This window comes from Candidatus Palauibacter sp. (assembly GCF_965197445.1).
GTDB lineage: Bacteria > Gemmatimonadota > Gemmatimonadetes > Palauibacterales > Palauibacteraceae > Palauibacter.
In genome coordinates this window covers 405729-424954 of record NZ_CBDANE010000005.1, presented here as the reverse complement: position 1 = coordinate 424954, position 19226 = coordinate 405729, and the positions used below count along the sequence as shown (strand labels likewise).

General features: G+C 68.4%; 14 protein-coding genes. 4 read left to right on the top strand and 10 right to left on the bottom strand.

The window, feature by feature from the left end:
• Nucleotides 1–2 precede the first annotated feature (2 nt).
• The 4 genes from ACN9M6_RS09135 to ACN9M6_RS09120 are packed head-to-tail and all read left to right on the top strand — an operon-like array spanning nucleotide 3 to nucleotide 4677.
• Nucleotides 3–2399 (top strand): xanthine dehydrogenase family protein molybdopterin-binding subunit, encoded by a 2397-nt coding sequence (locus ACN9M6_RS09135; RefSeq protein WP_419162619.1) that lies wholly within the window; start codon nucleotides 3–5, stop codon nucleotides 2397–2399.
• Between the two features lie 14 nt (nucleotides 2400–2413).
• Nucleotides 2414–3421 (top strand): FAD binding domain-containing protein, encoded by a 1008-nt coding sequence (locus ACN9M6_RS09130; protein ID WP_419162618.1) that lies wholly within the window; start codon nucleotides 2414–2416, stop codon nucleotides 3419–3421.
• A complete protein-coding gene (locus tag ACN9M6_RS09125; RefSeq protein ID WP_419162617.1) occupies nucleotides 3422–4294 on the top strand; it encodes a cytochrome b/b6 domain-containing protein in 873 nt (290 codons plus the stop codon).
• Nucleotides 4291–4677, top strand: a complete 387-nt coding sequence (locus ACN9M6_RS09120; RefSeq protein WP_419162616.1) for a hypothetical protein — start codon at nucleotides 4291–4293, stop codon at nucleotides 4675–4677. Before ACN9M6_RS09125 ends, ACN9M6_RS09120 begins: the two co-directional genes overlap by 4 nt.
• Nucleotides 4678–4704: 27 nt before the next feature.
• Here the strand turns inward: ACN9M6_RS09120 and ACN9M6_RS09115 are convergent, their stop codons facing one another.
• From ACN9M6_RS09115 to gcvP, 10 genes are all read right to left on the bottom strand, one after another.
• Nucleotides 4705–5418: a spondin domain-containing protein gene (locus ACN9M6_RS09115; protein WP_419162615.1), complete on the bottom strand. Its 714-nt coding sequence runs from the start codon at nucleotides 5416–5418 to the stop codon at nucleotides 4705–4707.
• A gap of 34 nt (nucleotides 5419–5452) precedes the next feature.
• The gene (locus ACN9M6_RS09110) at nucleotides 5453–6574 is read right to left on the bottom strand and encodes an NAD-dependent epimerase/dehydratase family protein (protein ID WP_419162614.1); all 1122 of its coding nucleotides are present in this window, start codon (nucleotides 6572–6574) and stop codon (nucleotides 5453–5455) included.
• A 33-nt stretch (nucleotides 6575–6607) separates the two neighbouring features.
• Nucleotides 6608–7921 (bottom strand): serine hydrolase domain-containing protein, encoded by a 1314-nt coding sequence (locus ACN9M6_RS09105; RefSeq protein WP_419162613.1) that lies wholly within the window; start codon nucleotides 7919–7921, stop codon nucleotides 6608–6610.
• A gap of 228 nt (nucleotides 7922–8149) precedes the next feature.
• Nucleotides 8150–10954 carry a DNA polymerase I gene (gene polA, locus ACN9M6_RS09100; RefSeq protein WP_419162612.1) on the bottom strand — a complete coding sequence of 935 codons (2805 nt, stop codon included), beginning with the start codon at nucleotides 10952–10954 and terminating at the stop codon, nucleotides 8150–8152.
• A 102-nt stretch (nucleotides 10955–11056) separates the two neighbouring features.
• A complete protein-coding gene (locus tag ACN9M6_RS09095) occupies nucleotides 11057–11263 on the bottom strand; it encodes a cold-shock protein (RefSeq protein ID WP_419162611.1) in 207 nt (68 codons plus the stop codon).
• A gap of 138 nt (nucleotides 11264–11401) precedes the next feature.
• Nucleotides 11402–13780, bottom strand: a complete 2379-nt coding sequence (locus ACN9M6_RS09090) for a transglycosylase SLT domain-containing protein (RefSeq protein ID WP_419162610.1) — start codon at nucleotides 13778–13780, stop codon at nucleotides 11402–11404.
• A gap of 201 nt (nucleotides 13781–13981) precedes the next feature.
• Entirely contained in the window at nucleotides 13982–14671 is a 690-nt protein-coding gene (locus ACN9M6_RS09085) for a MotA/TolQ/ExbB proton channel family protein (protein ID WP_419162609.1), read from the bottom strand.
• A 96-nt stretch (nucleotides 14672–14767) separates the two neighbouring features.
• Nucleotides 14768–15583: a lipoate--protein ligase family protein gene (locus ACN9M6_RS09080; protein WP_419162608.1), complete on the bottom strand. Its 816-nt coding sequence runs from the start codon at nucleotides 15581–15583 to the stop codon at nucleotides 14768–14770.
• A gap of 44 nt (nucleotides 15584–15627) precedes the next feature.
• Entirely contained in the window at nucleotides 15628–16320 is a 693-nt protein-coding gene (locus tag ACN9M6_RS09075; protein ID WP_419162607.1) for a metal-dependent hydrolase, read from the bottom strand.
• Between the two features lie 13 nt (nucleotides 16321–16333).
• Nucleotides 16334–19225: an aminomethyl-transferring glycine dehydrogenase gene (gene gcvP, locus ACN9M6_RS09070; RefSeq protein WP_419163734.1), complete on the bottom strand. Its 2892-nt coding sequence runs from the start codon at nucleotides 19223–19225 to the stop codon at nucleotides 16334–16336.
• Between the last annotated feature and the right edge of the window lies 1 nt (nucleotide 19226).

Below are 19226 nucleotides of genomic sequence, written 5' to 3'. Positions count from 1 at the left end.
AGATGGCGCTGATTGGACAGGACATTTCGCCGCCGGACCTGCGCGCGAAAGTCACGGGACGGGCCAAGTACTCGGAGGACTTCCGCGCGGAGGGGATGGTCTTCGCCAAGCTCCTTCTGAGTCCGATGCCGCACGCACGTGTGCGGAGCGTAGACGCGAGTCGAGCGCTCGCCATGCCCGGTGTATTCGGCATCCTGCGCGCGAGCGAGGTCAACCAGCCGGACGCACCCGGCGAGGCGGCCCTCACGGATGAGCCGAAGTACGTGGGCGAGCCGATTCTCGCGCTCGCGGCGGTCGATGAGACCACGGCGGCGGACGCGATCGAGGCGATCGACATCGACCTCGAGCCGCTCCCGTTCGCGATCGACCCGCTCGACAGCCTGCGTCCCGGCGGGCCGGACGCCCGGCTCGATGGCAACGTGCTCCGGTTCGGCGAGAGCGGACGCGAACTCGTTACCATGAAGTGGACGCGGGAAGACTTCGCACAGGCGGAGGCCGAGGGTCGCCTGCCGATGGGCGAGCCGACGGACGATTGGTCGCATGGAGACCTCGAGGCCGGATTCGCGGCGGCGGACTATGTGCTCGAAGACACGATCGTGCATCAGTCGCTGACGCATCACCCGATGGAGCCGCGCAGCTCCATGGCGTACTGGGACAACGGTCGCTGCTACCTCTACGGATCCACGCAAAGCACGCAGCAGACGCACCGCGCGCTGGCGGGCCAGCTTGATCTGGACCCCGCGGACGTCGTCTTCGTCGGCCAGTACTGCGGCGGCGGTTTCGGTTCCAAGATCCGGGGCGCGCCGATCTACCAGGTCACGGCGCTCCTCGCCAAGAAGATTCGGCGCCCCGTGATGATGCGGATCAACCGCTACGAGGAGAACTACATCGGGCGCGCCCGTCCCGGGTTCCAGGCCTGGACGAAGATGGGCTTTCGCAGCGACGGGAAGATTACGGCGATCGATCTCTATATCGTCCAGGACCACGGGCCTTACGCGCGCTCGGGGGACTACAGCACGGCCGGCGCGGTCACCGACCTCATGTACCAGCCGGAGGCGATGCGCTTCCGGGGAATCGGGATCTACACGAACACGCCGCCGCGGGCGGCGCAGCGGGCGCCGGGCGGCGCGCAGATCGTCGCCATGCTCGAACCCCTGGTGGACAAGGCGGCGCGGGAGTTGGGCATCGACCGGGTCGAGATCCGGAAGACGAACGCGCCCACGCACGACTCGCCGTTTGGTCCGCAACGAGGCACGACGACGAGCGCCTTCGTTCGGGAAGCGATCGAGGTCGGCGCGGAGAAGTTCGGCTGGGCGGAGAAGCAGCAACTCAGCGGCCAGCGAAACGGCACGAAGGTCACGGGGGTCGGGGTGGGGGTCAGCCCCTATGTCGGCGGCTCCTCCGGGTTCGACGGCCTCCTCGTCATCCGTCCCGATGGCAAGCTCTACATCCACCAGGGGATCGGTAACCTGGGGACGCACTCGATGGCCGACACGGCGCGCGCGGCGGCGGACGAGCTGGGACTGGAATGGGAGGACTGCGCGGTCATCTGGGGCGACAGCTCGCAGCACCTTCCTTACAGCTCGGTGCAGGCGGGAAGCCAGACCATTCACGCACACACGCGGGCCAACTACGCGGCGGCGCTGGACATGAAGCGCAAGCTGCAGGAGGTAGCCGCGTCGAGCATGGGCGGTGCCGCAGGCGCGTATCGCGTTGCCGGCGGCCGAGTGACGGGGCCGGGTGGCGCGATGAGCTTCGCGCAGGCGGCCGAGCGGGCCATCGCCATGGGGGGCGAGTACTCCGGGCAGGAACTGCCGGAGGACATCAACGACGCCACCGTCGCGTCGGCCACGGCCCTCGCCGGCCAGGGTCTGATGGGCGTGGCGAGAGACAACTTCGCACATGAGGGGTCGACGTGGTCGTGGGTCGTCGGCTACGCGGTCGTCGAACTCGACGTGGAGACGGGCGACGTGACGCTGGTGGACTACACGGGCTCCACGGACTGCGGCGTCGTGGTCCATCCGCGCAGCCTCGCGGCGCAGATCCACGGTGGCGGCGTGCAGGGATTCGGCCAGGCGCGGAGCCAGAAGTGGGTCTACGACCCGAAGTGGGGCGTGCCCTTCGCACACCGGCTCTACACGGCGCGGCCACCGGGCATCCTCGATGTCCCGCTCTCCATGGACTGGGTGGCCGTGGGAGAGCCCGATCCGCAGACGCCGATCGGCGCCAAGGGGATCGGCGAGCCACCGGTGGGCGCCGGGTCGGCGGCTGTGACGTCGGCCATCGCGGACGCGCTGGGCGGTCGATGCCTGTGCCGGATCCCGCTGACCACGGATGTGATCCTGGCTGAGTTGGAGGGGAGAGCGCAGCCCCACGAACTCACCGAGATTCATAGCTGAGGGGGAGAAGAACGATGGCTGTAATTCGCGACATGATGCCCGCGTTCGAGCTCTTCCAGCCGACGAGCGTGGACGAGGCGGTGGACCTTCTGGAGCGCCACGACAACACCTGGGTGCTTGCCGGCGGCCTCGATTCGATGGACTGGTTCAAGGACCGGATCAAGCGGCCCGATGTCGTGGTCGAACTGGGCGCCGTGAACGAACTGGTCGGCATCCGGGCGACCGGCGACGGGCTGGAGATCGGCGCCATGACCTCGCTCCGCGACGTAACGGCGAGCGAGGAGGTGCGGTCGCGCTTCGGCCTGCTGGCCGAGGCCGCCGCCGAGGTGGCGACGCCCCAGATCCGCAACCAGGGCACGCTGGGCGGCAACCTCATTCAGGACACGCGCTGCTGGTATTACCGGGGCGGCTGGCCCTGCTACCGGGCGGGCGGAAACATCTGCTACGCGGGCACGCCCCGCTCGATGAACCGGGAGCATGCCGTGACCGGGCAGAGCCGCTGTGTCGCGGTCAACGGCTCGGACACCGCCGGGGCCCTGATCGCGCTCGGCGCGCAGATGATGGTGCGCGGTGCGAACGGTGACCGGGTCTACGAGGCGGAGGACTTCTTCATCGGCCCCGCGATCGACATCCAGCGCATGACCGTGCTGGAGCCGGGAGATCTCCTGACGCACGTGCGCATCCCGGACGACTGGGCGGACGTGCGCTTCTACTGGGAGAAGGTCCGCGACCGCAAGTCGTGGGACTGGGCGCTGGCCAGCGTCGCCGCCGCCATCGTGGAGTCGAACGGTACCATCGAGCGGGCCCGGATCGCCGTCAACGGCATCGCTCCGACCCCCGTACGGCTCCCGGAGGTCGAGAACCTTATCCGGGGGATGCCGGCGAACGACGATACCGGCCGCGCCGCCGGCGAACTCGCCACGCGCGGCTTCCGACCCCTCCGGCACAACGACTACAAGGTGCCGCTCGCGCGGAATCTCGTGCGGCGCGCCGTCCGAGGAGACGGAGGAGGCAACGCCTAAATGGAGATTCTCAGAACGGCGCCGAATCCCTGGGGCCAGCAGGTACTCGTCGGCGTCGCCTGGGACTTGCTCTGGGTCGCCCTCTTCGCCGGGATCCTCTTCGTCGTGGGACACGCGCTGTATGTGTCGATCATGGCGCCGAAAGCTCCCAGGACCGCGGCGGAGTCGGCACCCGACGTGCCCGAGCGGGTCGAGCGCCATTCAGCGGCGTCGAGGACGTTCCACTGGCTCAACGCGATCTCGATGTTCACGCTCCTCATCACGGCCTTTTTCCCCGTAATCGGGGTCCAGTTCGCCTGGGTCACGATCCACTGGATCGCCGGGATCGCCCTCACACTCCTCATCATCTACCACATCGTGCACGCCACGACGAAGCAGGACTTCTGGTCGGTGTGGATCGGGAAGAAGGAGATGAGGCAAGCGCTGGAAGCGGTCGGGAAGTTTCTCCGGCGCCAGCCGGCCAAGGAGGAACGGTCGGGCAAGTATCCCCTGGACCAGCGCGCGTATCACAACGCCGTCACGGTCGTCGCGGTCGGCGTGATTGTGACGGGTCTGATCATGATGGTCGGGGTGGATACCTGGTTCTGGGCCAGCAACCCCTACTTCCTGTCGGATTCGACGTGGGGGCTGGTCTTCGTCCTGCACGGCCTGTGCGGTGTGGCGCTCGTCACGATGGTCATCGCCCATGTGTACTTCGCGATCCGGCCCGAGAAGCGCTGGATGACCCGCTCCATGATCAAGGGGTGGATCACGCGCGAGGAGTATCTCGAGCACTACGACCCGGCGATGTGGACGCTGGGAAGCGGAAGCGCCGGGGCCGAAGCAGGTGCTGACGCTGCCTCCGCGGACTCCGACGCGGTCGCGCACGCTTGAGCCGCGATGATCTGAAGGCCCACATCGACGCGCTCGAGAAGGCCTACGAGTTCTTCCTGTCCTACGCGGCCCTCGGCGCCGCCGGAGAGGAGGCTTCGAAGGTCGGAGCCCAGCTTCGCGACTATCTGGGGCGGGCGGAAGGGGCGCTGAGCGCGCTGGAACACGACCTTTCCGGCCTGCTCGAGGCCGAGAACCTGGAGCCGGCCGGCGCCTATCGGGACGTGATCGCCGTGACCTCGGCGGACGCGGCGAAGGCTGGCGCGGCCGTGCGGCTCGTCCTCGCCCAGGAAACGATCAGTTCACAGCTGATCGACAACCTCAACGCTTCCACCCACCTGCGGGCGCTCCTCACCGACCTGTTTCTGCTCGACGACGTCGTCTGACCCGCGAAGGATTCCGGCCAGCGTGCCCTAACCGTCCGTGCGCGTGAAGGTGAAGGTGCCGATGGGTTCGTCCGAGAAGGGGCGTTCGCCCTGCAGACTGCGGATGGGCTCCTTCGGCGAAGTGTCGTCGTTGGCCGAGTTGTAGGCGGGTCCGTCGTCCGTCCCCGCGTCGAGGGGATACAGGATCACCTCGAGATCGTCGACCCAGTCGCCAGCGGCGTCCCGCAGAGACAGTCCCGACACGCCGACGAACCAGTCGGGGCTGGGGGCGATCATCGTGACCAGCGTGACGAGCGGGAAGTCCTCCCGGACCGTGACCGCCTGAATGGTCGCACTGCCAGGGCTGCGGGTGCCGGATCCATTGATCACGGCCAGCGCACTCCCCGGGATTTCGGCGCGGATCTCCGCGGCCAGAGTGCTGGTGCCGCCCGTCTCGGCCATGCTCTCGATCCCCGCCGTGGCAGTGCCCTCCAGGGCCCAGAAGGTCACGCTGTCGTTGTGCGCGGCGCCGATCAGCGGCGAGAAATGGGCGCCGCCCGGGAAGTTGGTCGGGTGCGTGGAGGCGCTCCACGTCGCGTCGAAGACCACGCGGTATGTCGCCGTTGTCACCGCGGGAGGAGGCGGCGGCGGTTCGGGCTCCGGGTCCGGCCTCGAGACCGGTTCGGTTCCGGAACCACCGCAACCGGCCGCGACGAGGGCCAGGATCGTGAACGCTCGAGCCCGGCGGAAGCGCATTCTCATGGGGGTTCGCGCACCATCGTCTTCAACGCCGTCCTCAGTCGGTGGCGTGCCAGGCGGCGAGGACCTCGGTCTCCCTGGCGGAAGGCAGGCCGGCCCGCGGCTCGGCGCGACGCTCCTCGGGAAGCGAGTTCCACCATTCGACCGTGTCGCGGGCGGTGTCGGCGAGCGGGCGGAAGTTGAGGCCGGCCTGGATGGCGGCGGCCACCGAGACCTGGTTCATCCCGACCGTCTCCCTTTCGGGCGGCGTCCAGTTCGTCATGTGCATCCACGGCGCGACTTCTTGCGCCCGCATGAACTCGGTCGGCACCCAGGTGAAGGTCGCGTCGGCGTCGAGCGCCCCCCGGATCTCCTCAAGCATGTCGCCGAACTGCTGCACCTCGCCCGTCGCGTTGTACGTCCCGCCCTGCCCAGGCGTCTCGACGAGGCGGACGATCCACTCCGAGAGGTCGCGGGCGTCGATGTTCTGCACCGGGTCAGCGGGCGTGTTCGGGGCCAGCACCTCGCCGCCGCGGGCGACCCGGACGGGCCAGTACGTCCAGCGGTCGGTGTTGTCTCCGGGCCCGATGATCAGCCCCGGCCGTACGATGATCGCGTTCTCGCCGAAGGCGTCGCGCGTGTACTGCTCGCACCGGGCCTTCCTCGGTCCGTAACCGCCGTCGTCCTCGGCTTCCGTAGGCGAAAGCTGTCCGACGTGATAGTCCTCGTCGATCCCGACCTGGGCGAAGTCCGCGTAGGCGGAGATGGACGAGACGAAGAGGTAGCGGTCGACGTGGCCGCAGAGGAGTTCGGTCGTCGAAGCCACCCAGCTCGGATAGGAGGCCGAGTTGTCGATGACGGCGTCCCACTCTCGGCCCTCGAGCGCCGACAGGTCACTGGTGCGGTCTCCGATGAGGTGTTCGACGCGCTCGAAGTAGTCGTGGTAGAAGGGAGGCTCGGTTCGCCCGCGCGTGAAGATCGAGATCTCGTGACCCCGGTCGAGCGCGTACTTGACCTGGTGGGGGCCGATGAAGCGCGTCCCGCCGAGGATGAGGATGCGGAGAGGGTCTCCGGTTCCACCCGCGCAGGCGGCCGAGCCGAAGGCGCCGAGCACCCCCAGCGCGCCGCCGGCGCGGGCGGAGGACTTTACGAACTCTCGCCGAGTCGGATTCCACGTCATTGTAATCGTCCCTTTCTTTCGTTCCTTCTCTCGCTAGCGGCGGATCGCGACGATGTTGCCGACCCTGACCGTCATCTCGTCTCCATCGTCGCTGAAGTGGGCCTCGCGCCCGCTATCGGGATCGAAGAAGGAGGAGTCGCTCAGCGGCCACAGGACCGTGCGTCCGGGGCCTTGGCGAAGCGTAAGTCCTCGCCCGTCCGGCTCGAAGCGCAATTCGGCGCCCAGTTCGGGCGCGACATAGGTGCCGACGTACCGCTCCCGCACCTCGGCCGGCACCTCCACCGGCACCTTCTCTTCGGAGAGGGGTCCGGACCACCCGTACGCGTGGGCAACCGTGGCCGCGATCTCGGCCGCGAGCTGGCTCCCCGAGTCGGAGTTCGTCATCACGAAGACCCCGTCGTCTCCATCGATGTACGCCGCGAAGGTGGAGCGGAAGCCCTGGTTCGAGCCCCCGTGCCGAAACCGTTCGCCGTCCTCCGAGATCGCAGGGCCGAGGCCCCAGTCGTCCGCGTCGGGAGTCAGCATCGCGCGCGCGAGCGCTTCGCCCAGGACGCGGGTCGACTCGCCCTTCCACGCGCGCTGTATCTCCCGGGCGTAGAGCGCGAGTTCGCTCGGCGTCGTCCAGAGCCCCGCGGCGGCCTGCTCCGGGTACGTGTGCCACCCGCCGGGGACGCGTTCGCCGTTCGGCCGGTAGCCGGTCGCCATCTCGTCCTGGCGCTCGGCCGGGATCGGCTGCTCGTACGTAGAGCGGACCATGCCGATCGGGTCGAGGACCTCCTCGCGCATTACGGCGGCGAACGGTTTGCCGTGTACGTCCACCACGAGTTGCTGCATCACAGTGTATCCGCCGCCGGAGTACCTCCAGCTCTCGTCCGGTGCCTTGTAGACGCGCACGGGGTCGGTGTTGCCGACGCCGTCCAGCACCCCTGGCCCGTCGGGCACCGCTTCGTCCGGTCCGTACCCGGGGAAGCCCCATACGGTGAGGCCGGCCCGGTGCGTGAGGATCCCGCGCAGGGTGACGAGCGCCTCTCCCGTGAACCCGTTCTCCGGCACCTGCCAGCTCGTGAGGTACGCGTTGACGTCGGCGTCGAGCTCCACCCGGCCCGATTCGACGAGTCGGAGCGCGGCGAGCGCGGCCACGGGCTTGGAGATGGACGCCGCCTGGAAGAGCGTGTTCGGCGTCACGGCCCGTCCGGACTCGATGTCGGCGAGTCCGTAGCCCTCGGCCCACGCGATCTCGCTGTCCACGAGCACGGCGATGCTGACTCCGGGCACGTCGAGTTCGGCCATGCGGTCCGCGAGCGCGGGTCGCGCGACAGGCTCGCCGCGGATCGTGAAGGTCGGCATCAGCGCCGACTCGACGATCGCCTGCGGGGTCCCGTCGGGCGTGGGGGCCTGCGAGCAGGCCGCGGCGAACGACGTCCAGGCGACGAGGGTGATCCGGGTTGTGTTGACGGCTCCCCTCCCATCACGGGCGCGACACGGGGCGATTCTCGGTACGGCGATTCTCGGGTCTACAACGATGACTGTCGCGAGCGTCGGAGACCAGACCGGATCGCCCCGGTTCGGTTCCCTCTAGGTTTCCTTGCCGAACTTGCAGTCGTACCAGCTTCGACCGATCCCGAGATCGACTCGGAGCGGGACCGCGAGTTCGACGGCCCCTTCCATCTCCTCGCGCACCACCCGGCCGATGTCCTCGACATCGGTTTCGGGCGTCTCGATGAGCAGCTCGTCGTGCACCTGCAGGAGCATCCGCGCGTCCGTGTCGGCGAGCCGGCGGTGGAGCCGGATCATCGACACCTTGATGAGGTCGGCGGCGGAACCCTGGATGGGGGAGTTCGTCGCCGTGCGCTCGCCGTAGCCGCGGATCCCGGGGTTTCTGGAGTTGATCTCGCGGACGTACCGTCGGCGTCCGATCAGGGTCTCGACGTAGCCCTGACGCCGCGCCACCTCCTTCATCTCTTCGAGGTAGGCCGCGACGCCCGCAAATCTCTCGAAGTATCCGGCGATGAACTCGCTCGCCTGAGCCCGCGAGATGCCGAGTTGCTGGGCGAGCGCGAACGGTCCCTGACCGTAGATGGTGGCGAAATTGATCGTCTTCGCCTGCTCGCGCATGGTCGGCGTGACGGCGTCCGGTTCGACGCCGAAGATCCGGGCCGCGGTCTCCCGGTGGATATCCCGCTCCGCCCGGAACGCCTCCACGAACGCCTCGTCCCCGGAGAGATGCGCCATCACGCGAAGTTCGATCTGGGAATAGTCCGCGCCCACGAACGCCTGGCCGGGTGCGGCGACGAACCCCTTTCGAATCTCGCGTCCCAGCGCCCTGCGGATGGGGATGTTCTGGAGGTTGGGGTCGGAGGACGAGAGGCGGCCCGTCGCGGCGACCGTCTGGTTGAAGCGGGTGTGGATGCGGCCCTCGGCGTCGATCAGCCGCGGGAGCACGCTCACGTAGGTGCCGTCGAGCTTGTCCAGCTCCCGGTGCTCGAGGATGAGGCGCGGCAGCTCGTGACCCATGGTCGCGAGTTGTTCGAGCACGGACTCGTCGGTCGAGGGCCCGGTCTTGGTCTTCTTGAGCACGGGCAGGGCGAGCTGGTCGAACAGGAGGGCGCGCATCTGAGGCACTGAGCGCAGGTTGACTTCGGCTCCCGCGATCTTGTGGATCTCCTCGCGCACCGCCTCGAGGTCGCGGCGCAGGCGGGCCCGCAGATCCGCGAAGAAGTCGAGGTCGATCGCGATGCCGGCGCGTTCCATGCTGGCGAGCACGGAGAGGAGCGGCATCTCCACCTCCCTGAAGAGGCGGCTCATCCCGGTGCGTTCGAGTTCGTCCCCGTCGACTCTCGCGAGCCGGTGCAGGAGCGCGGCGCGGGGTCCGGCCCATTCGGCGGCCTGAGCCGGCTCGACCGAAGCCATGGGGAGGCGATTCCGGCCCGTTCCGGTGACCCCGTCGCGGGTCTCTACGTCCACCTGCGCGCGGGCGGGGGCGAGTGTGGACAGGGCGCGGTCGCGTCGGGCCGGATCGATGCAGTACGAGGCGATCCGGGTGTCGAAGGATGCGACGGCCCCGAGGCCTCCCAGCTCGACGCCGTGCCGTCGCAGAAGCTGAACGGCGTACTTGAGATCGTGGCCGATCTTCGGCGTGTCGGAGGAGAGCACCTCGCGTAGCTCCCGCATTTCGGGCGAGTCCAGACCCGGCAGGCCGACCGGTTCGCCGGCATCGAAGGCGAGGGTCGGGTTCCCCGCCGCGTTACGCTGGACCTCCGGCGCCCGGTGGCCGAGGGGCAGGTAACACGCCGCCGCATCCGAAGCGGCGAGCGCCACGCCGACGAGTTCGGCGCTCAGCGGATCGTCCGAGCTACCGACGACGAAGAGTCCGATGCGGGCGGTCCCGGCGAATCCGGCCACGACCTCGCCGAGACGACGGGCGTCGGCGACCAATTCGATATCGGGGGAGAATCGATGGTCCTCCGCCGCCGGTGCCTCCAGCTCCCGGAGCAGGTTGTGGAACTCCAGCGTGCGGAAGACCGCGGCCGCCTTCCCTGCGTCGAGCGGCCGCGCGCGGAAGCTCTCGAGGTCGAGCGCGACAGGCGCGTCGGTCCGGATAGTCACGAGCGTCTTCGAGCGCCGCGCGTCGTCCGCGTGCTTCAGCAGAGCGTTGCGCGCCCGGGTGGCGGTGACCTCTTCGGCCCGCTCCAGGATGGATTCCAGATCTCCGAACTGACGGATGAGTTCGGGCGCGGTCTTCTTCCCGATCCCCGGTACGCCCGGGACGTTATCGGACGAGTCGCCGAGAAGTGCCAGGAAGTCGGTCACGCGTTCCGGCGGCACGCCGAACCTCTGCTCCGCGTTCTCGGGGGTCACCCACTCCTGATCGACGCCCGCGGGCCCGCCGCGGCCCGGATTGAGGAGGACGGTGTCCGGGTCGACCAACTGGTGGAAGTCCTTGTCGCCGGAGACGATGACCGTGCGCAGGCCGCACCCGCCGGCCTCGACTGCGAGCGTGCCGATCACGTCGTCCGCCTCCCAGCCTTCGGCCTCGACCACGGGTACGCGAAAGGCGTCGAACACCTCCCGGCACCTCGGCAGCGACGCCCTGAGTTCGTCGGGCATCTTCTCGCGTGTCGCCTTGTAGTCGGGATATAACTCGGTCCGGAAACTGTCGCCCGCGTCGAACACGACGCCCAGATAGTCGGGCGCGTGGTCGTCGATCAGACGCATCAGGAAGCGCGCGATCCCGTACGGCGCGGAGGTATTCTCCCCGCTCGAAGTGGTGAGCGGACGGTTGATCATTGCGAAGAACGCGCGGTAGATGAGCGCGTAGCCGTCGAGCAGGAACAGCGACGGGCGAGCAGGGTGTTGCCACGGGCTGCTGGGGGTCGACATGGCCTACATGTAGTCCCGCAGGGGGGCTCGTGGCAAAGTCCGGCTCAACAAAAACGCCCCGCCGATGGGGCGGGGCGCCTGGAGTCGTGGTCTTGGCTCGGGTCAGGCGGTGCGGGTCACCCGGGTCGCGTGCAGACCCTTGTCACCCTGGGTGAACTCGTAGTCCACCTCCATCCCCTCGGCGAGCGTCTTGTATCCGTCCATATCGATGGACGAATAGTGGACGAACACGTCGCCGCCGCCGTCGGGCTGCTCGATGAAGCCGTACCCCTTGGAGTCGTTGAACCACTTTACCTTGCCTGATGGCATCCTGCCTCCCGCGAACCTCTGTGGATGGGTGGGTTTCGGGCGATTGGCCCGCGTTGGCCGCGCACGGTTACCACTCCGCCGAATTCGAGTCGGAGCCTATGCTATGCGCGCATTTTGTAACCGTCAACAGGCCTTGGATCAGGGCCGAGCGGTGGCCAGCTCCGGGTAGACGAAACGGTAGATTTCGGCCAGTTCCGTGACCGCCCGTACGTACTCGCGCGTCTCCCGGTAGGGAATCCGTTCGACGAGTTCCTCCTCGTCCGCGAACTCGGGGAAATCGCGCCAGCGCGCGTAGCGATGGGGTCCGGCGTTGTACGAGATCATCCCCGCGATGTCGAAGCCGTCGAAGCGGGCGAGCACGTCCGACAGGTACTGGGTTCCGAGCAACAGGTTCACCTGCGGAACCGTGAGCTGGCTGCGCTGATACCCGGAGAGTCCGGCTCGGGAGGAGACTCGTTCCGCCGTCTCCGGCAGCAGCTGCATGAGGCCCACCGCGTTGGCGACGGAGCGGATTTCGGGGTCGAACATCGACTCGCGCCTCGACAGACCGGCCACGAAGTGGGGTGAGAGCCCTCTGAGTTCGGCGGCGGCGGCGAGGGCCTCGCGGAACGGCAGCGGATAGATCGCCTCGAGGAGCGGACGGCTCCATCTCCCGCGGACGGCGTGGGCCCTCCAGCCCTCGCGAATCCCTTCCCGGGTCCACCTCGCCTCATTGAGCGCGTGAGCGAAGGCGAGCACCTGCCCGTAGTCTGACGGCCCGCGTTCCCGGGCCCGACGGTATTCCCTGCGCGCCCGCTCGGGCCACCCCAGCTCCCGCAGTACCTCCATCCGTTCCAGTGCCGTGGCGTGGACGATGTCTAGTTCGGGAAGGGGTTCGGGCTCCGGTAGTGCCAGTGCCTCCCAGCGGTCGCGGTCGATTCGGGGGGCGGCGAGGATGGCGAAGTAGTCGAGTGGGTTGTACTCGAAGGCACGGTTGTAGAAGGTCCGCGCGGCGTCGAGGTCTCCGCGCGCTTCCTCGACCTTTCCACTCCAGTACAGGGCACCCTGCACCCAGCCGCCGTCCGGATAGCGGGTCCGATACTCGGCAAGGTGCGTGTGGGCTTCGTCGTAGCGGCCGGCCTGGTACGCGAGCATCGCGAGCCGTTCGAGCGATCGCAATCCGTAGTCCGAACCGGGGAACGCGCGGTAGGAGCTGTCGAACCCCTGGGCGGCGGCATCCGGCCGACCGGCATCGTGCTCGAGATCGGCGAGCAGGTAGGCCGCCCGGGCGGCCACATCGCCAGCGCCTGTGGCGGCCGTCTCGTGCGCCCGCGCGGCCGCGTCTGGGCGCCCCAGCGCCGTGTAGATCCGGTTGGCCAGCATCCACAGGGAAGCGCGAGGTGTGGCCGCAGGCGCGGGGTCGTCGATCCACGGTCCGAGCGCGGCGGCGGCCCGGGTCGGGTCGGCCAGCGTCAGGTAGACTGAGGCGAGCGACTCCGCGATGGCGGCGCGTTCGCCCTCGGGGGCGAGTTCGAGCGCTTCGGACAGATACGCGGCGGCGCGGGTGTGCCGACCGGCGCGGCTGTCCGACCGGCCCACGTCGAGGAGGGTGCGCCAGGACCGGTCGAGTTCAAGCAGGGTGGGGCCCGTCTCGGCCGTATGCCGTCCTGCCCTCAGCGCATCGGCGAAGGCCGACCCGGCCCCCGCGTTGTCCCGGTTCGCCAGCAGGTACGGTCCGATGTGCCGTGCGGCGAGAACGTTCCGGACCCCCTTTCCGGCGCGGCGTGCCAGCGAGAGGCCGCGTGCCGGATCTTCGAGCCGGAACGCCAGGCGCGCCGCCGGCAGAAGGGCGGAATCGGCCGGTACGCGACCCTCACGCACGAGGGAGTCGGCGAGGGCGAACGTAACGTGGTCGTCCGCCTGGGCGAGCGCGTAGAGGCGCGACAGCCGCAGCCACGCCGCCACTTTCGGGCGCTCGCGTTCGGCCAGGACGAACTGGTCCCGCGCTTCGGACCAGCGTCCCAGCTTGCCCGAGACGCGGGCGAACTCGACCCGTACGGCGAGCGCGGGCGTCCCTTCGACGGCCTGAAAGTACGCGCGGTAGAGCTCGGCGGCCCGGGTCGTGTTGTCGAGCCCCGCGGCGGCGCGGGCGAGGAGGATCGTGGCCTGCGTACGCGCCGCCGAAGTGGGGAGGTCGCGTCCGGAGAGGAGGCGCTGCACGGAGCCCCACGCCCGCTGGGCCGCGAAGGCTTCTGCCGCCAGCAGCACCGCTCCGTCTCCCTTCAACTCGCCCGCGGAGAGTTCCCGAGCCAACAGGGTCGAGGCCGATACCGGCATCTCGGCCTCGAGGAATCGTCGTGCGCGCTTGAGTACATCGTCAGCCGTCGTCGAGGCCGCGTTCTTCTCGGCGCCCGAGTCGCTCGCAGTGTCTCCCGCCTGAACTCCCGCCTGAGCAGACAGGAAGGACACCGCGATCAGAGCCAGGATCGACCCCGACCCCGACCCTCGTGTCAAAATGATGCGCTGGCGAACATGCACCGGAAGACCTCCTTCCACGTCGTCCCCACCCCATACCATCGGGCCCGGCCAGCAGGCCCTGGAACCAAACTTCGATCATCGGGCGGCCCGGATGCAAGATGCGGATCGGATCCGACCCGGCCTCCACGCAAAACGGCCCGCCGGGAGGGCGGGCCGCGTTTCAGGCCTGAATTCCACTGCGCGCCAGGGCGCGCCCGGTGTTCAGCCGGTTGCCCGGCGAGCCTCGCGCTCGTGCAGCGCGTCGATGAGGCGCTGGGCGCTCTCTTCCATATCGATGACGAGGCGGTCGATCTTCGTCACGAAGTAGTTGTGGAAGATGTTGATCGGAATCGCGATCGTGAGACCGGTGGCGGTCGTGATGAGCGCGACCTTGATCCCGCCGGCGACGAGCGTGGCCTCCACCTCACCGGCGATCTCGATCGCCTGGAAGGCCTGAATCATCCCGATCACGGTCCCGAGGAAGCCGAGGAGCGGCGCGACGTTCGCGAGCGTCGCCAGCCAGACGAGACCCTTTTCCAGTCCGGCCACCTGGATGGCGCCGGCATTCTCGATTGCCTGTGTGGCACGTTCCGTGCCCTCGTCGTAACGGGAAAGTCCCGCCTGGAGGACCATCGCGGCGGGGGCACCGGAGTTGTTACAGAGATCGAGCGCCTCATCGAGGTTGCCGACGCTGATCAACTCGTCGGCCGCGGTCAGCACCTTCTTGTTGCTGCCGCCCTTCAATTGGAGGTCGACGAGCTTCCAGACGATGATCAGGACTCCGGTCGCGAGGGCGGCGCCCAGAGGCCACATCATAAACCCACCGGCAACCCAGATCTCCCCGAGGTTGAGCGCCTGGTCTTCGCCCAGCCTCAACGCAGTATCCTGAAACCAGAGTATCGACGCGATCAAGGTGGCCCTCCCGGTAAGGTTCATCGATGTCGTCGCCGGGTGCACGCCAGCGCCGGAGACCGAGCGGAACCAAGCTAGAAGCGGTCTGGGGGACCGTCAAGCGCTTCGGAGCCAGAGCCAGGCAGCTGATCGGTGGAGGGCTTCGTAATCGGGCGTCAGGCGGGCCAGTACCGCTTCGGCCTCTGCAGCCGCCCCGGCCGGGGCAGGGGCGCCAAAGGCGCTCGAAAGGCCGGTGGCCAGGCGTGCGACGATTGTGCCGTGATCCGGGGCCGGATCCAGCGTTTCTCTCAGACCGATCGCCGGGGACGCCGGACCACGCTCAGACGCCGCACCGGGTGCGTCCAGGTCTCCGAGCGCCTGCCGATCCTCCAGGAGGATGGACCCGTGCTGGAGCAGGCCTCCCTGGCGGCGACACTGCGCGCTCCCCACCAGCTTGCGGCCGTCCACGGTGACCTCGCTCGGCGCGGGGTCCCGAAAGCAGCCCGCGGACGAGAGTCCGGCGGCCTGTGCCGAGCCTGCGGCCGATGCCTCATCGACCGCGACCTCGTGGACATCATCGACCGGGATCCCGAGCGAACGGAGCCCGTCGGCCAGCGCGCGGTGGATCGTCCGCAGCATGGACTTCGGCCCACCCCAGGCGCGATCGGGACACGCGAGGGCATAGGTGATCTCGGGTCCGTGAAAGACCGACCGGCCGCCGGTGGGTCTGCGGACAGCGTCCACGCCGGGACGGAGCTCATCGCGGGATCGGCCGAGCAGCCGCTCCGGAGCGCTCTGGTTGCGACCGAGCGACAGACACCACGGGTCCCATCCGTAGAACCGGAGGAGCGTCCGGCCCGCGACGGCGTGCGCGAGCATGGCCTCGTCCAGCGCCATGTTGCGGGCGCCGTCCGCCACGGTGTAGGGGAACACGATGCAGGGTGGCCCCTCGGACCGAGGCCGACCGCCCCGAACGCTCAAAGCTCCAGAGCCTCCCCAGGCTGCAGGATCACCACCTCGGCGGCATCGCCGACTGCGTTCACGAACCTGGTCGGATCGACGTCGATCAGCTCCCACGTCCCGTAGTGGTTGGGGATTGCGATACGCGGCTCGATCATGTGGATCGCGCGGCCGGCGTCCTCCGGCCCCATCGTGAAGTTGTCACCGATCGGCACGAGTGCGACGTCCACCTCGCCGTGCAGGAGCTGCATGTCCAGGGTGAGGCCCGTGTCCCCGGCGTGGTACACCCGCGTCCCGTCCACCGTCAGGAGGATGCCGGCAGGGGTCGTCGTGTACCCTTCCGCACCGGGCGCGTCGATCTTCCCGCCGTGCAGCGCCGGCGTGAGCTTCACCCGCCCGAACGGAAACTCGTGCGCGCCTCCGATATGCATCGGGTGCGCGTGCTCGTGCCCCTGCACTGCGCCCGCGTAGGCGACGATCTCGTAGGTCGCGATCAGCTGGGCGTTCGTCGCTTCGAGTATGTCCCACGTGTCGGCGATATGGTCGCCGTGGCCGTGCGTGAGCAGGAGATAGTCGAGCCGATCGGTGAAGTGCTCCGGTCCGACATCGGCGACGGGGTTCCCGGTCAGGAACGGATCGATCAGGATCCGCGTTCCGTCCGCCGTCTCGATCTCGTAGCAGCTCTGTCCGTGGAATACGAGTCGCGCCATCTCGGGTTCCTCCCTATGTGCCTACTGTCTCGTAGCTCTCGATCGGGGGACACGCGCACACGAGATTCCGGTCCCCGTGGGCATTGTTCACCCGCCTCACCGGCGGCCAGAACTTCCACTCGCGGGTCGACGGGGCCGGGTAGGCGGCCTCCTGCCTGGTGTAGCCGTGGCCCCATTCATCCGCCGTGACCATCGCCGCCGTGTGGGGCGCGTTCTTGAGCGGGTTGTCCGCCTTGTCGAAAGTCCCCAGTTCGATGTGCCGGATTTCTTCCCGGATGGAGATGAGGGCATCCACCAGGCGGTCCAGTTCGCGTTTCGACTCGCTCTCGGTGGGTTCGATCATGATCGTGCCCGCGACCGGGAACGACATGGTCGGAGCATGAAAACCGTAGTCCATGAGCCGTTTGGCCACATCCTCGTCCGTGACGCCTGTCCCGCGTCTCAACGGCCGCATGTCGAGAATGAATTCGTGGGCCACGCGCCCGTTGTCGCCACGGTACAGGATATCGAAGTGCTCGCTCAGCCGCGTCGCCATGTAGTTCGCGTTGAGCACCGCGGCCTCCGTAGCCGCCCGTACGCCGTCGCGGCCCAGCATGGCGATGTAGGCCCATGAGATGAGGAGGATGGATGCGCTTCCCCAGGGGGCCGCGGAAACGGGCGGGATCGCGACGTCACCGCCCACGTCGACGAGCGGATGTCCGGGCAGGTAGGGCGCCAGTTCGTCCGTCACGCAGATCGGACCCATCCCGGGGCCGCCTCCTCCGTGCGGAATGGCGAACGTCTTGTGGAGATTGATATGGATGACGTCCGCGCCGTAGTCGCCGGGCCGACACAGCCCGACCTGGGCGTTGAGGTTGGCGCCGTCGAGGTACACGAGCCCTCCGTGCTCGTGCACGATGTCCGTGACCTCCCGTATCGCGGACTCGAATACGCCGTGGGTCGAGGGATACGTGATCATCGTCGCGGCGAGCCGGTCGGCGTGCTGCGCGGCCTTCGCCCGCAGGTCCGCTACATCGATGTTCCCGTTCTCGTCGCACTTGACGACGACGACCCGCATCCCGGCCATCACCGCGCTCGCCGGGTTCGTCCCGTGCGCCGATGAGGGGATCAGGCACACATCCCGATGCCCTTCACCCTGATCCTCGTGGCGCGCCGCGATGACGAGCAGGCCGGTGTATTCGCCCTGGGCGCCGGAGTTGGGTTGCAGCGAGCAGGCGGGGAGTCCGCTCATCTCGCACAGCCAGCCCTCCAGTTCGTCGAACAGGCGCCGATAGCCCACGACCTGGTCCAGGGGCGCGAATGGGTGGAGCGATCCGAATTCGGGCCACGTGACCGGGATCATCTCCGAGGTCGCGTTGAGCTTCATCGTGCAGGAACCGAGCGGGATCATGCTCGTGTTCAGCGACAGGTCGCGCGTCTCCAGCCGGTGGATGTAGCGCAACATCTCCGTTTCGGAGTGGTACCGGCCGAAGACGGGATGCTGCAGATAACCCGAGGCGCGTGCGAGGGTTGCGGGATAGGTCGGCTCCGGCGCGTCGGCCGCGACCCCCTCCGCGGTCAGTTCGGGTCCGTCTTCGCCGCGGAAGACTGCCAGGAGGTCGTCGAGATCCTCGCCCCGTACGGTTTCGTCGAGCGAGATCCCCACGGTCCCGTCCTCGAAGTCCCTGAGATTGATCCCCCTCTCCCGGGCCCTGGACAGAATCTCGGCCGACGTATAGCCCGAGGGGATGACCTGCAGCGTATCGAAGAACTCATCGTGCACGATGATGTGCCCGAGCCGCTCGATCCCTCTGGCCAGGGCCCAGGTCAACTTGCGGACGCGGCTCGCGATGGCCCGGATGCCCGCCGGGCCGTGATACACGGCGTACATCCCCGCCATGATCGCCAGCAGCACTTGAGCCGTGCAGATGTTGGACGTGGCTTTCTCGCGGCGAATGTGCTGCTCCCGCGTCTGGAGCGCCATCCGGAGCGCCGGGTTTCCGTCCGCGTCGATCGAGACCCCGATGATTCTCCCCGGCAGCTTCCGCTTGAACGCGTCCGTGGCGGCGAGATAGGCCGCGTGCGGGCCGCCGTAGCCCATGGGGACCCCGAAACGCTGCGAGTTGCCGACGGCGATGTCCGCTCCGAACTCTCCCGGAGGCACGAGCAGCGCGAGCGCGAGCAGGTCCGCCGCCACGACCACCCCGGCCCCTTGTTCGTGGAGCGCCGTGCACAGCGCGCGATAGTCGACGACCGCGCCTTCCGTCGTCGGGTACTGCAACAGGGCGCCGAAGGCCGCTGCCGGGCTGTGCTGGGCGATGTCTCCGTGCCGGAAGAGCCGAACATCGATGCCCAGCGGGCGGGCGCGACCCCGTACGACAGCCACCGTCTGGGGATGGCAGGCCTCGGAGACCAGAAAGATCTTCCGGTCCGCGCTCCCTTTGCTGCCCCAGAGCATGAGCATCGCTTCCGCCGCAGCGGTTCCCTCGTCCAGCAGCGAGGCGTTCGCTATCGGAAGGCCGGTGAGGTCGATCACCATGGTCTGGAAGTTGAGCAGGGCCTCGAGCCGTCCCTGGGAGATCTCGGCCTGGTACGGAGTGTACTGCGTGTACCAGCCCGGGTTCTCGAGGATGTTTCGGAGGATGACGCCGGGGGTCAGTGTCCCGTGATAGCCCAGTCCGAGGTAGGATCGGCAGGGCTGGTTGAAGCGTGCGAGTTCAGCCGCGCGATCGAGAAGCCTTCTCTCGCTCACCGCCTCGGGCAGCTCGAGGTCGCGGCCGAGCCGGATCATTTCCGGGACCGTCTGCTCCACGAGCTCCGACATGCTCGCCGCGCCGACCGCCTCCAGCATCTCCTCGATGTCCGCTTGCGACGGGCCGATGTGGCGTCCGGCGAACTCGCCGAACGGCTCCATCTCCAGCTGCATG